The organism is Achromobacter sp. Root170 (assembly GCF_001428165.1).
Lineage (GTDB): Bacteria > Pseudomonadota > Gammaproteobacteria > Burkholderiales > Burkholderiaceae_B > Achromobacter > Achromobacter mucicolens.
Window position 1 is genome coordinate 473445 of sequence record NZ_LMHN01000015.1, and the last position, 12891, is coordinate 486335.

At 66.8% G+C, this 12891-nt stretch carries 11 protein-coding genes; 8 read left to right on the forward strand and 3 right to left on the reverse strand.

The features are described from left to right. Positions 1-55: 55 nt before the first annotated feature. From ASD87_RS16545 to ASD87_RS16575, 7 genes are all read left to right on the forward strand, one after another. Complete coding sequence (locus ASD87_RS16545; protein ID WP_056323750.1) at positions 56-1066, forward strand: magnesium and cobalt transport protein CorA; 1011 nt, start codon at positions 56-58, stop codon at positions 1064-1066. Then, the gene (locus ASD87_RS16550; RefSeq protein WP_200952202.1) at positions 1063-1740 is read left to right on the forward strand and encodes a thermonuclease family protein; all 678 of its coding nucleotides are present in this window, start codon (positions 1063-1065) and stop codon (positions 1738-1740) included. The genes ASD87_RS16545 and ASD87_RS16550 overlap by 4 nt, the downstream gene beginning before the upstream one ends. 101 nt (positions 1741-1841) lie before the next feature. Beyond that, complete coding sequence (locus ASD87_RS16555) at positions 1842-4079, forward strand: ABC transporter substrate-binding protein (protein WP_056323755.1); 2238 nt, start codon at positions 1842-1844, stop codon at positions 4077-4079. Next, positions 4076-5053 (forward strand): ABC transporter permease, encoded by a 978-nt coding sequence (locus tag ASD87_RS16560; protein ID WP_056323758.1) that lies wholly within the window; start codon positions 4076-4078, stop codon positions 5051-5053. The genes ASD87_RS16555 and ASD87_RS16560 overlap by 4 nt, the downstream gene beginning before the upstream one ends. A 5-nt stretch (positions 5054-5058) precedes the next feature. Further along, positions 5059-6570 (forward strand): ABC transporter permease, encoded by a 1512-nt coding sequence (locus ASD87_RS16565; RefSeq protein WP_056323760.1) that lies wholly within the window; start codon positions 5059-5061, stop codon positions 6568-6570. Further along, a complete protein-coding gene (locus ASD87_RS16570; protein ID WP_056323763.1) occupies positions 6567-8258 on the forward strand; it encodes an ABC transporter ATP-binding protein in 1692 nt (563 codons plus the stop codon). The genes ASD87_RS16565 and ASD87_RS16570 overlap by 4 nt, the downstream gene beginning before the upstream one ends. Before the next feature lie 95 nt (positions 8259-8353). Further along, positions 8354-8812 carry a DUF1178 family protein gene (locus ASD87_RS16575; protein WP_056323766.1) on the forward strand — a complete coding sequence of 153 codons (459 nt, stop codon included), beginning with the start codon at positions 8354-8356 and terminating at the stop codon, positions 8810-8812. A 48-nt stretch (positions 8813-8860) separates the two neighbouring features. Here ASD87_RS16575 and efp read toward each other — a convergent pair whose 3' ends face one another. From efp to ASD87_RS16590, 3 genes are all read right to left on the reverse strand, one after another. Beyond that, positions 8861-9421 carry an elongation factor P gene (gene efp, locus ASD87_RS16580; protein WP_006225610.1) on the reverse strand — a complete coding sequence of 187 codons (561 nt, stop codon included), beginning with the start codon at positions 9419-9421 and terminating at the stop codon, positions 8861-8863. 128 nt (positions 9422-9549) lie between these two features. Continuing rightward, a complete protein-coding gene (gene earP, locus ASD87_RS16585; RefSeq protein ID WP_056323769.1) occupies positions 9550-10662 on the reverse strand; it encodes an elongation factor P maturation arginine rhamnosyltransferase EarP in 1113 nt (370 codons plus the stop codon). 7 nt (positions 10663-10669) lie between these two features. Beyond that, positions 10670-11872 (reverse strand): DUF2863 family protein, encoded by a 1203-nt coding sequence (locus ASD87_RS16590; protein ID WP_056323772.1) that lies wholly within the window; start codon positions 11870-11872, stop codon positions 10670-10672. 233 nt (positions 11873-12105) lie between these two features. On the opposite strand from ASD87_RS16590, the gene ASD87_RS16595 reads away from it, so the two are divergent. After that, positions 12106-12879, forward strand: a complete 774-nt coding sequence (locus ASD87_RS16595) for a class III extradiol ring-cleavage dioxygenase (protein ID WP_082586320.1) — start codon at positions 12106-12108, stop codon at positions 12877-12879. Positions 12880-12891: the final 12 nt, after the last annotated feature.

Sequence of the window (12891 nt, forward strand, 5' to 3'; positions counted from 1 at the left end):
CATCGGCCGATAACCACACGCTGCGCGGCAGGGATCGATTTGTCCGAGGAAGTCTATGTCTACTGAAGCACAAGCCGCCGACGCGCCCAAGGGCGAGGTCGTGGCATCGATCGCCTACGTGAACGGACGGCGGGACCGCGAGGTCCCCCTTGCAGAAGCCGGCCAGTACGTCGCCCAGCGCCAGGGCCAGAGCATGTTGTGGATCGGCCTGCGCAATCCCAGCCCCGAAACGCTTGCCAAGGTGTCGCGCGAACTGGGCGCCTGCGACAAGAACCAGGAAGAGATGCTGGAAACCCACCGGCGTCCCAAGATCATCGACTACGGCAACATGATCCTGATCGTCGCCATCACGGTCGAGGTCGAGGCTGAACGCCCCATCTTCGGCGAGACGCAGTTCCTCATCGGCGACGGCTTTCTGGTCACGGTGCGGCGCGGCGCCACGGCGGCCCACAGCCCGCTGCGCGAGCGCCTGGAGGCCTCGCCCGACCTGCTCAAGCGCGGCAGCGATTATGTGGCGTCCGAACTGCTGGATTGGCTGGTGGACCGTTATGTCTCGGCGGCCGTCAAGATCGAGAGCGTCGTCGAGGGCGCGGAGCAAAAGCTCCTGATCCGCGGCGCCAAGGACTCGGATATCCGCAGGCTGTACCGTCAGCGCCGCGACCTGCTGCGCATCCATACGGTGGTCTCGCCGCTGGCCGAGATCTGCCGCCGGCTGGCGCGGGTCGAAATGTCCGCCGTCGACGAGCACGCGCGGCCCTACTTCGGCGAAGTGGCCGACCGTGTGCTGCGCGTGGATGAACTATTCAATTCACTGCGCGAGTCGCTGGCGTTCGCCTTCGAAGCCAGCCTGATGATCGGGCAGGCGGCGCAGAACGACACCACGCGCAAACTGGCCTCCTGGGCCGCCATCCTGGCCGTCCCCACCGCCATCGCCGGCATCTACGGCATGAATTTCGAATTCATGCCCGAACTGAAGTCTCCGTGGGGGTATCCGATCACTCTGGGCGTCATCGCGTCCATCTGCTCGGTGCTCTACTGGCGGTTCCGCAAATCCGGCTGGTTGTGATGCGCCGCAAATCTCCCTTTCGTGGCGGCAGCAAGCTGACCGCCCTTGTCGTTGCCCTGGTTCTGGCGGTGGCGGGTGCCATCGTGAACTGGCTTGAACCGCAGGATTCGGCGCCGCAGCGCCCGGGGCCGACGGCAAGCGGCAAGCCCTCGGCGCCGGCCGCAGGCAAACCGTCGGCCGTGGCGCCTGCGGGTGGTGTGCCGCCGGGGAGCTTCACCCTGACCGGCACGATCGTGAACGTGGCGGACGGCGATACCGTGACGTTGCGGGCGCCTGACGGCCAGCGGCGTATCCGGATGGACAGCATCGACGCGCCGGAGGAGGGCCACGGCACGGACCAGCCCGGCCAGCCCGACGCCGAGGCGTCGCGCAAGCACCTGGCAGATCTGGTGGCCGGCAAGACGCTCACGGCGCAGTGCTACGAGCAGGACCAGTATGGCCGCGATGTCTGCGCGCTGATCCTGGCCGACGGCCGCTCGGCCAACCGCGTGCAGGTCGAAGCCGGCTACGCCTGGGCCTACACGGCCCGCAAGGGCGATTACCTGCGCGACAAGGCCATGCCGGACCTGCAGCGCCAGGCCAAGGCGGCTGGCCGCGGGCTGTGGGCGCGTCCGGACCCCGTGCAGCCCTGGAAGTGGCGCTACGACTGCTGGCGCCAGCGCCAGTGCGGCTGAAGGCCGCCACCCCCGCATTTCGTCCCTAGGGGGATGCCGGGGTACTTCCCCGGCCCCCCATTTGCTATCCTCTGTCGCTACGAAACGACGGGAAGGTTTCCATGGGTGTACTGAAGCGGCTCTGGGCGTCGGCCATGCTGCTGTCGCTGGCGTTGGCGGGCTGCTCGCAGGAAAGCCCCATCAACAGCCCCTATCCATCCGGCGCCGAAAGCCAGAACACGCTGTATTCCGCTTTCGTCAAACGCTCGCCCAAATACCTGGACCCGGCCAGCTCCTATTCCGGCGACGAGACGCCCTACACCTACAACATCTATGAGCCGCTTTACGGGTATCACTACCTGAAGCGGCCCTACGAGCTGGTGCCGCGCGCGGCGGCGTCGATCGATCCGCCGGTCTACCTGGACAAGGCGGGCAACCCGCTGCCCGAGGACGCGCCCGGCGAGCAGATCGCGCAAAGCGTCTACGACATCAAGATCCGTCCCGGCATACGCTTTGCGCCGCACCCGGCCTTTGCCCGCAAGCAGGACGGCAGCTACGCCTACTATCCGCTCGCCCCGGGCGAACTGGACGACAAGTTCTACATCCCCGATTTCCCCCTGACGGGCACCCGCGAGCTCACGGCCCACGACTACGCCTATGCCTTCCGGCGCCTGGCCAGCCCGCGGGTCGTGTCGCCCATCTATTCGCTCATGGCCGAGCACGTGCAGGGCCTGAAGGACTACGGCGACCGGCTGCGCCAGCGCGACCAGGATCTGCGGCGCGACGTGCCGGGCGGCAGCGGCACGCTGCCCTGGCTGGATCTGCGCGAGGACGACGGCTTTACGGGCGTCGAGGCGCTGGATGACCACACGCTGCGCATCCGCGTCGACGGCAAGTATCCGCAGTTCAAGTACTGGCTGGCCATGACCTTCACCGCGCCCATTCCCTGGGAGGCGGACCGTTTCTACAGCCAGCCCGGCATGGCCGCGCACGACCTGTCGCTGAACACCTGGCCGGTCGGCACCGGCCCGTACATGCTGGTCGAGTCGCTTCAGAACCGCCGCCACGTGCTGGGCCGCAACCCCAATTACCACGGCGAGCCCTATCCCTGCGAAGGCGAACCCGGCGACAAGGCCGCAGGCCTGCTGGCCGACTGCGGCAAGCCCACGCCCTTCATCGACCGCGCCGAGTTCAGCGTCGAAAAAGAAGCCATTCCGCTGACCGGCAAGTTCATGCAGGGCTATTACGACGTGCCGCAGATCGAGCGCGGCGAATACGGCGTGGCGATGCTGGTGGCGGCCGGCGACAGCCAGGACAAGGCGCGCAAATACCAGGAACACGGCATCAAGCTGCCCACCACGGTCGAGACCGCCAACTGGTACATGGGGTTTAACTGGCTGGATCCGGTGGTGGGCAAGGGCGACACGCCCGAACAACAGGAGCGCAACCGCAAGCTGCGCCAGGCGATCAGCATTGCCTTCGACTGGGAAGAATACGTGGCCGTGTTCGAGAACAGCCAGGCGTCCGTCGCATACGGCCCGGTGCCGCCCGGCGTGCTGGGCTATCGCGACCCGCCCGAAGGCATCAATCCGGTGGTGTATGACCTGGTCGATGGCAAGCCCGTGCGCAAGTCCATCGACGTGGCCAAGCGGCTGCTGGCCGAGGCCGGCTACCCCGATGGCCGCAACGCGCAGACGGGCGCGCCGCTGGTGCTGTATTTCGACTCGATGAGCGGAGGCGGGTCCAACCCGCAGTTCGACTGGATGCGGCGCCAATTGGCCAAGATCGGCGTGCAGCTCGACGTGCGCGCCACCGACTACAACCGCTTCCAGGACAAGATGCTTCGCGGCGCCGCGCAGATCTTCCTGTGGGGCTGGAACGCCGACTACCCCGACGCCGAAAACTTCCTCTTCCTGCTCTACGGCCCGAACGCCAAGGCCAAGGGCGGCGGCGAAAACGCGGCCAACTACGCCAGCCCCGAATTCGACAAACTGTTCGAGCAAATGAAATTCCTGGACGACGGCCCCGAAAAGGCCGAACTGATCGCCCAGATGATCGCCGTCGTCCAGCGCGATGCGCCGTGGATGTTCGGCTACTTCCCGATGTCGGGCGGGGCCTACCAGCAGTGGGTCGGCAACGCCAAGCCCACGCAGATGGTGCGCAACACGCTGCAGTACATGAAGATCGATCCGGCCTTGCGCCAGCAGAAGATCGACGAATGGAATTCGCCCATCTGGTGGCCCATCGGCGTTTTCATTCTGCTGCTGGCGCTGGCGATCTGGCCTTCGTACGTGGCGCTCAAGCGGCGTGAACGCCAGACGGCATTCGTGCCGCCCGAACGCAAGGAGCATCAATCATGATCGGCTATGTGATCCGCCGGCTGCTGTATGGCGTGCTGATTCTGATCGGCGTCAATCTCTTCACCTTCATCCTGTTCTTCGCCGTGAACACGCCGGACGACATGGCGCGGCTGGCCATCGGCGGACAGCGCGTCAGCCAGGACGCCGTCGAAAAATGGAAGGCCGAGCGCGGCTACGACAAGCCGCTTTTCTTCAACGCCCAGGCCCAGGGCACGGCGCAGTTGACGGACACGGTGTTCTACCGCCGCTCGGTGCCGCTGCTGGTCATGGACTTTGGCGCCTCCGACGGCGGCCGCGACATCGGCCGCGAGATCAAGACGCGCATGGGGCCCAGCCTGGCGCTGGCGGTGCCCACCTTCTTTCTGGGCCTGTTCGCCAGCATCGTGTTTTCGTTGACGCTGGTGTACTTCCGGGCGACGCGCCTGGATTTCTGGGGCGTCGTGCTGTGCGTGATGCTGCTGTCGATATCCAGCCTGTTCTACATCATTGCGGGCCAATGGCTGTTCGCCAAGCTCTTGCGGCTGGTGCCGTTCTCGGGCTATTCGGGCGGCCTGGACGTGATCAAGTTCCTTGCGCTACCGGTGCTGGTGGCAATCGTGTCTCGGTTGGGACCCGAGGCGCGCTTTTACCGCACGCTGTTTCTTGAAGAAATCGGCAAGGATTACGTGCGCACCGCGCGTTCCAAGGGGCTGGCCGAACGCGTCGTGCTGTTCCGCCATGTGCTGCGCAACGCGATGCTGCCCATCCTGACCAGTACCGTGGCCGCGCTGCCGCTGCTGTTCATGGGCAGCCTGATCGCCGAGTCGTTCTTCGGCATTCCCGGCCTGGGCAGCTACACCATCGACGCCATCAATGCGCAGGATTTCTCGATCGTGCGCGCCATGGTGTTCCTGGGCGCGGCCCTGTACATCGTGGGGCTGATCCTGGCCGACATTTCCTACACGCTGGCCGATCCCCGCGTGCGTTTCGAGTAGCCGCCATGCCCAAGTTCGTCTTTCTCTGGACCGATATCGCGCTGTGGCTGATGGTGGCCGGCGCGCTGGCCTATGTGTGGCATGTGCGCCGCAGTCCCAACCTGCGCGCCACCTGGGCACGCGTGGCGCGCGATACCCCCGCCATGTGCTCGGCCGTCATCCTGGTCGCGTTTTCGGTGATCGGCCTGCTGGATTCCGTGCACTACCGTCCGCTGCTGCCGCCCGCGCCGGGCGCGGCCGCCGATGCCCCGCCGGTGTATGCGCCGGCGGTGCGGTCGGCGCTGGACGGCCTGTTGGCCGGCACCGTGCTGACCCGCCCCGAAAAAACCTATTCCGAGCCGCTGGCCGCCCATCAGTTCACCAAAGAGACCATGCTGGTCGATGACAAGCCGGTGCGCGACTTCCCGCGGTTGCGCGGCGCCGCGCTGCACCTGACCGATCCGGAGAAGGAGCGCGCGGGCGACATCGCCATGCGGCTGGGTTGGGGCCTGGCGGCCGGGCTGGGCGTGGCGCTGGCGGGCGCGGTGCTGCTGTTCGCGTGCCTGGCGCGCGCCACCGGGTCGGCGTCCCACGCCGCCGAGGAACTGCTGGCCGGCCGGGCCGACATTCCGTGGCGCGCCATGACGATCACCTTTGCGCTGCTGTGCCTGGCCGTGGGCGCGTTGGCCGGCCTGTCCAGCGGCTACCACGCGCTGGGCACCGACCGCATCGGCAACGACGTGCTGTGGCAGGCGCTGAAAAGCATCCGCACGGCGCTCGTCATCGGCAGCCTCACCACGCTGGCGATGCTGCCGCCCGCCATCGTCTTCGGCATCGCGGCCGGGTATTTCAAGGGCAAGGTCGACGACGCCATCCAATACCTCTACACCACCATCACGTCGATTCCCGGCGTGCTGCTGGTGGCCGCCTGCGCGCTGATGATGCAGGTCTACATCGACAACCATTCCGACCTCTTCGACACGTCCGCCGCGCGCGCCGACCTGCGGCTGTTCCTCTTGTGCATGATTCTCGGACTGACTGGCTGGGCGGGGCTGTGCCGCCTGCTGCGCGCCGAGACCCTCAAGCTGCGCGAGCTGGAATACGTGCAGGCCGCGCGCGCGTTCGGTGTTTCGCATTGGCGCATCATGACGCGCCACCTGCTGCCCAACGTCGCGCATCTGGTCCTGATCACCGTGGTGCTGGAATTCTCGGGGCTCGTTCTGTATGAAGCCGTGCTGTCCTACCTGGGCATCGGCGTGGATCCCAGCATGAATTCCTTCGGCTCGATGATCGACGGCGCGCGGCTGGAAATGTCGCGCGATCCCATGATCTGGTGGAACCTGATGACCGCTTTCATCTTCATGCTGGCGCTGGTGCTGGCCGCCAACCTGTTTGCGGACGCGGTGCGCGACGCCTTCGATCCGCGCACACGCCGCTACAAGCCCAGCCGCCTCGCGCGCCTGGGCTTTATGGGCCGCCGGCCGGAAGCCATGCTGGCGGCCGACGGCCGCGCCTCCAAGACCGGGGAGGCGCCATGAGCGACGGCACCCCTTTGCTGACCGTGCAGGGCCTGGATGTCGACGTCGCGGGCGAAACCGGCATCACCCACGCGGTCAAGCGCCTGGCGCTGGCCATCTCCCAACGCGAGACCTTCGCGCTGGTGGGCGAATCGGGTTGCGGCAAGAGCATGACCGCGCTGGCGCTGTTGCGGCTGCTGCCGGATGCCGGCCGCATTGTGGGCGGGCAGATCGACCTGGACGGCGAAGACCTCAACCGCCTGCCCGAGAGCGCCATGCGCGGCGTGCGCGGCGGACGTATCGGCATCATCTTCCAGGAACCGTCCACCAGCCTGAATCCGGTCATGCGGGTGGGCGACCAGATCATCGAGACGCTGACCGCGCACACGCCCCTGCGCGGGGCGGCTGCGCGCGCGCGGGCCATCGACTGGCTGCGCCGGGTCGGCATCCCCGAGCCCGAGCGCCGCATCGACGACTATCCCTTCCAGTTTTCCGGCGGCCAGAAGCAGCGCGTCATGATCGCCATCGCGCTGGCGGCCGAGCCGCTGCTGCTGATCGCGGACGAGCCCACCACTGCGCTGGACGTGACGGTGCAGGCGCAGGTGCTGGACCTGCTGGCCACCATCCAGCAGGAAATGGGCATGGCCGTGCTGCTGATCACGCATGACCTGGCCGTGGTCAAGAACGTGGCGCACCACGTCGCCTTGATGCGCGGCGGCGAGATCGTCGAGAGCGCCAGCGCCGAGGAATTCTTCCGCGCGCCGCGTCATCCCTACGCCAAGCAGCTCTTCGAAGCCATCCCCACGTTCGACAAGCGCGGCGTGCCGCTGACCGAACACGGTCGCGCCGCGGCCGCGCAGGAGCGCGCGCGGGGCGAACCGGCCAAGGCGGGCGGCGTGGTGCTGGACGTGCAGGACCTGAAAGTTCATTACCCGGTGCGCAAGGGGCCGCTGCGCCGCATCGTGTCGTGGGTCAAGGCCGTGGACGGCGTGACCTTCACCTTGCGCGCGGGCGAAACCCTGGCCCTGCTGGGCGAGTCCGGCTGCGGCAAGACCACCACCGGCAAGGCGCTGCTGCGGCTGATCGACGGCGCGCGCGTGTCGGGCCGCGCCATGCTGCAAGGCCAGGACCTGCTGACCGCCGACCGGCGCCAGTTGCAGCGCCTGCGCCAGGACATCCAGATCGTGTTCCAGGACCCGTATGCGTCGCTGGACCCGCGCATGCGCATCGGCGAGATCCTGGACGAGGGGCTGGCGTCGCTCAAGCGCGGCATGAGCCGGCCGGACCGCGAGAAGCACGCCGCGCAGCTCATCGAGCGGGTCGGGTTGCCGGCCAACACGCTGACGCGTTATCCGCACGAGTTCTCGGGCGGACAGCGCCAGCGCATCGCGATCGCCCGCGCGCTGGCGGTCGAACCCAAGGTGCTGATCTGCGACGAGCCCACATCGGCGCTGGACGTGTCGGTGCAGGCACAGATCCTGGACCTGCTGCGCGAACTGCAGGCCGAACTGGGCATCGCCTATCTGTTCATCACCCACAATTTCGGGGTGGTCGAATACCTGGCGGATCGTATCGCGGTCATGGACAAGGGCCGCATCGTCGAACTGGGACAGGCCGAGTCGGTGTTGCTGGCGCCCCGCCAGGAAGTCACCCGCCGCCTGCTGGCCGCGGTGCCGCGCTTGCACTTCGGGCCGCCCGAAGCGGCCTGATCCGGTTATCGAGGCGTCCCGACAGAAGTGGGGACGTCTTGCAGCGCCGGCCAATCAAATCTTGTATTCTGCGTGCGGAACTCCATATACCCGCCATGGCACTGAAAGTTTTTGACCTCGAGTGCGACCACAGCCACATTTTTGAAGGCTGGTTCGGGTCGCACGAAGACTACGATGCGCAGCAGGCGCGTGGCCTCGTCACGTGTCCGGTCTGCGGGTCGGCCACCATCACCAAGCGCCTGTCCGCGCCCCGCCTGAACGTCGCGCACCTGCATGCGCCTGCCGCTCAGCCCCTGGTGCCGCCCGGCGCGTCCGACGCCGAAAAGATGGCCGCCCTGCAGGCCGCCGTCATGCGCCAGGTCCGGGCGCTGGTGCGCAGCACTGAAAACGTCGGCCCGCGGTTTGCCGAAGAAGCGCGCCGCATCCACGAAGGCGATGCCGACGACCGCCCGATCCGCGGCACCGCCACTGTGGAAGAGCGCGAAGCCCTCGCCGAAGACGGCATTGAAGTCATGGCCGTGCCCGACTTCCTGGACGACGAACGGCTGCAGTAATAAAAAAAGCCAGACCGCGAGGTCTGGCTTTTTTGACGCTGGGCCGGATCAGTTGTTGACGCGGCTGCGGTATTCGTTCGTGCGGGTGTCGATTTCGATCTTGTCGCCGATGGCGCAGAACAGCGGCACGTTCAGTTCGTAGCCGGTGTTGATCTTGGCCGGCTTGGTCACCTTGCCCGACGTATCGCCACGGACGGCGGGTTCGGTGTAGGTGATTTCGCGCACGAGCGTGGTGGGCAGTTCAACCGAGATGGCGCGGCCGTCGTAGAAGACCACTTCCACGGGCATCGCTTCTTCCAGGTAGTTCAGGGCGTCGCCCATGCTTTCGGCTTCGATTTCGTACTGGTTGTACTCTTCGTCCATGAAGACGTACATCGGGTCGCCGAAGTAGGAATACGTGCATTCCTTGCGATCCAGTTGAACGACTTCGAACTTTTCGTCGGCCTTGTAGACCGATTCGCTGGCCGAGGCGGTCAGCAGGTTCTTGAACTTCAGCTTGACGACGGCGGCGTTACGGCCCGACTTGTTGTATTCGGCCTTCTGGACCACGAGGGGATCCTTGCCGACCATGACCACGTTGCCGACTCGCAATTCCTGAGCGGTTTTCATCGATAAAACTCCGGGGGTGATGGGTGCACTCGCCGTGCTTGCATAAGCCGCATCAGGCTTTTGCACACCCCGGGAGGCGTCATAGTTGAGGCCCGACACATTCAGGGCGACTCAGAAAACTCTCTATTCTAGCGTTTCTTGGCCAACTCTGCGCAGAATGCGGCCAGATTTTCCGCCAGACCGGGTAGCGCGGACTGGCTGGCGTTCCAGGCGTGCGCCGCGTCCACCCATGCCTGCCAGGCGTCGGGCGCCAGCGCGGCCGTGATGGCCGGGGCCGTGCTGCCCGGTTCGGACTGGTTCCAGGCGCGGATCAGCGCGTGGGCGGATTCGGGGGCCGGATAGCGCGCCAGCCAGGCCTCCAGTTTTTCCAGATGGACGTTTTCGTCCTGCGGATAGATCTGCCAGATCAGCGGGCGCGCGGCCCACGCGGCGCGCACGAAGGAATCTTCGCCGCGCACGAAATTGAGGTCGGCGCACCACAGCAGGCGGTCGTAATCGGGCTGGGCAAGAAAGGGCAGGCGGACGACGCGTGGCGATCCTGCCGTCTGGCAGGCGGCTTCCAGCGCCGGCGCGACGCCTTGCGGAACCAGCAGCAGGGTGGAGCGCGCCTCGGCCGCCAGCGCCTGCGCCAGTTCACCCGCCGGTGCGGACGGGTAGCAAAACAGGGACACGGTACGGGCGCCATCGCGCCGCAGGGCCAGCGCATCGTCCGGCACCCCGGCCGATCGCAGGAAGGCCTCCTGCAAGCCGGCCGACCCTTGCAGCGCTTCGCGTTCCGCGGCCAGGGCCGGCTCGCGCAGCAGGCCGCCGGTGGCCGGTGTGAAGCCGGGGAAGAAAAAGTGCTTCACCAGACCGTCCGGCCGCTGCGACGGCAGGCCGTGGCAGCTTTCGACCCAGGCCTCGGCGCTCAGGTATTCCAGGTTGATCCAGACGGGATGGGTGCGGCGCATGGACGCAATGAATGCCTCGGGCGGGTCGCACGCGAACGCTTCGATCACGACGTCGCGCGCCTGCAGCGCGGCGTCGGGCGTTTCCGGCCAATGCACGATATCGACGCCTGCCAGTTGCTGGCGCGCGGCGCCTGGCACGATGCCGGGCTGGATGTGCGCGAAACTGGCCAGGTCATCGACCCACAGGCGGACATCCCAGTGGAAATCGCGCGCAAGCTGGCGCGCCAGGCGCCAGCACACGCCGATGTCGCCGTAGTTGTCGACGACCCGGCAGAAGATGTCCGCTTGCATGGCAGGCCTAGTGGAACTGGGCGGGCGCGGCCTCGGCGTCCTCGGGCAGCTCGGCGTGCACCAGTTCGCCCAGGGGATTGGGGAAGTAGGGCGCGCCGCAGTCCTCGCAGTATTCGGGCGGGAGCACGCCGGGGATGCGGCGCACGTCGGTCACGCCGTATTCCTTCAGCAGCGCCGCGATCTCGTCGACCACGTCCGGCTGGCCTTCGTCCATGACCAGGTCTTCCTCGCGGCCGTACAGCGGCCAGACGCAGCCGTAGTACACGTCGTTGCTGTTGCGCGCGGTAAAGCCGATGCGGTATTCGTCGATGCGGCCTTCGCCGCAGCCGGCCACGACCGCACGCAATTGCGCGGCTTCGAGGTTGACGGCGCCTTCCAGCCAGCTGACCGCCGCGCGCAGCGACAGCGGACGAACCTGACGATCGGCTTCGCGGTTGCTGACGTAGTAGGCATCGGGTAGCAGGGCTTCAAAACCGCAGCCGGGCAGCAGCGCGGCCAGGGTGGGCTGCGCTTGCGCCGCCCATTGCGCCAGGCACGCATCGCGGCTGGCGTCGGCATCGCCCACGTGTTCCTGCCAGCGGAAGATCGGCTCGCCCTCGGGGACGGCCACCGTGCCGACGATGTAGCGCGTGTCGGCCAGCATGTTGGCCGTTTCGGTGTCGGTATTAAGCGCCGGCTTGGTGGTTTCGGCGCCCAGTGCTTGTGCGCCCAGGCGTTGCAGCCACTGCCAGGTCTCGGAGAACGTGCGCGGCATCTGGTCCACGCTGACCAGCATGGGCATCAGCGCGGTGCGCGCGTTGCTGGAAAGGACGTGCCCATGCAACTGCGCCAGCAGGGCCTGCTGCGCGTTGGCGGAAATCGGGCCGGTCGGAATGGCATAGCGGGTCCACGCGACGATGGGCGCGACGATCAGCAGTACGTCGTACCGGACGCCGTTTTTCTCGATCTTCATCGATTCGGACAGGGTTTCGGCCTGTTCGATCAGGACCTCGTAGGCGCCTACGTCGCTTTGGGCAAGGTGGTCCAGCGCCGCTTCAAGCGGCGCATCCTGACCGGCCTTGAGCAGCTTCGGGATCGCTTCGCCAAGCTGGGTCTCCCAAAAGACGTCTTCGACGCGGCTGCCCGAGCGATTCAGCGACTGGGCAAGCGCGACCAGCCGGGTGGCGTCACGGGTCATGCGGGGAGCGGATTGGCTGCGGGATCGGGCCATAACTTCGGGGGACGTCCATTCAGTGTGTAACGACGTAGTTTAACGCCCGCCACTCGCGGCGGGGGCGCGAGGTTCGCCCTGCGCCGGCCGCCGTCGCCGGGGCGGCCGGCAGTATCTGCAAGATGACGGATTGATGCTGATCGGGCAACAGACAATCCCCACGAAGGGGATTTATTGCGCATTTGAATCGGCTGACAATGTGAGCATCGTTAATTGCTTCTGGAGGCATCGCCATGCGTTGGCCTACGCTTTTCGTTTCCCACGGTTCTCCCATGCTGGCCGTCGAGCCCGGCCGGACCGGCCCCGCGCTGGCCGATTGGAGCGCCGCGCAGGGCCGCAAGCCGCGCGGCATTCTGGTGGTTTCGCCGCACTGGATGGGCGAAGGCCTGGCGCTGTCGACCCGTGACCAGCAGGTTGCCTGGCACGATTTTGGCGGATTCCCGGCCGAGCTCTATGCGCTGCAATACGCCGCGCCCGGATCGCCTGAACTGGCCGCGCGCGTGCAGGCGCTGCTGGCGGAATCGGGCATCACCGCCGACCGCGATCCGCGGCGTCCGCTGGACCACGGCGCCTGGGTGCCGCTGCGCTACCTGTATCCCGATGTGGACGTGCCCGTCGTGCAACTGTCGCTGGACATGGGCCGCGACGCGGCCGGCCAGATGGAACTGGGCCGCGCGCTGACGCGCCTGCGCGACGAAGACATCCTGATCATTGGCTCAGGGTCGCTGACGCACAACCTGCGCCACGTCCGCATGCCGCAGAACGCGCCCGCGGCGGACTACGTGCCGGGATTTCAAGCGTGGTACGCAGACAAGCTGGCGCGCCACGACGTGCCCGCGCTGCTGGACTGGCAGGCGCAGGCGCCCGGCGCGATGCAGGCGCACCCGCACGACGACCACCTGATGCCGCTGTACGTGGCGCTGGGCGCGGGCGGAGAAAAGGCAAAGCGCCTGAACGACGAGGTGTCGTACGGGGCGCTGGCGATGGACGCCTATCAGTTCGATTAAAGATGACCAGGG

What these genes read in the sequence shown, in the direction of transcription:
- ASD87_RS16545 (WP_056323750.1), top strand. Translation starts at nt 56, where the DNA reads ATGTCTACTGAAGCACAAGCCGCCGACGCGCCCAAGGGCGAGGTCGTG.
- ASD87_RS16555 (WP_056323755.1), top strand. Translation starts at nt 1,842, where the DNA reads ATGGGTGTACTGAAGCGGCTCTGGGCGTCGGCCATGCTGCTGTCGCTG.
- ASD87_RS16560 (WP_056323758.1), top strand. Translation starts at nt 4,076, where the DNA reads ATGATCGGCTATGTGATCCGCCGGCTGCTGTATGGCGTGCTGATTCTG.
- ASD87_RS16565 (WP_056323760.1), top strand. Translation starts at nt 5,059, where the DNA reads ATGCCCAAGTTCGTCTTTCTCTGGACCGATATCGCGCTGTGGCTGATG.
- ASD87_RS16570 (WP_056323763.1), top strand. Translation starts at nt 6,567, where the DNA reads ATGAGCGACGGCACCCCTTTGCTGACCGTGCAGGGCCTGGATGTCGAC.
- ASD87_RS16575 (WP_056323766.1), top strand. Translation starts at nt 8,354, where the DNA reads ATGGCACTGAAAGTTTTTGACCTCGAGTGCGACCACAGCCACATTTTT.
- efp (WP_006225610.1), bottom strand. Translation starts at nt 9,421, where the DNA reads ATGAAAACCGCTCAGGAATTGCGAGTCGGCAACGTGGTCATGGTCGGC.
- earP (WP_056323769.1), bottom strand. Translation starts at nt 10,662, where the DNA reads ATGCAAGCGGACATCTTCTGCCGGGTCGTCGACAACTACGGCGACATC.
- ASD87_RS16590 (WP_056323772.1), bottom strand. Translation starts at nt 11,872, where the DNA reads ATGGCCCGATCCCGCAGCCAATCCGCTCCCCGCATGACCCGTGACGCC.
- ASD87_RS16595 (WP_082586320.1), top strand. Translation starts at nt 12,106, where the DNA reads ATGCGTTGGCCTACGCTTTTCGTTTCCCACGGTTCTCCCATGCTGGCC.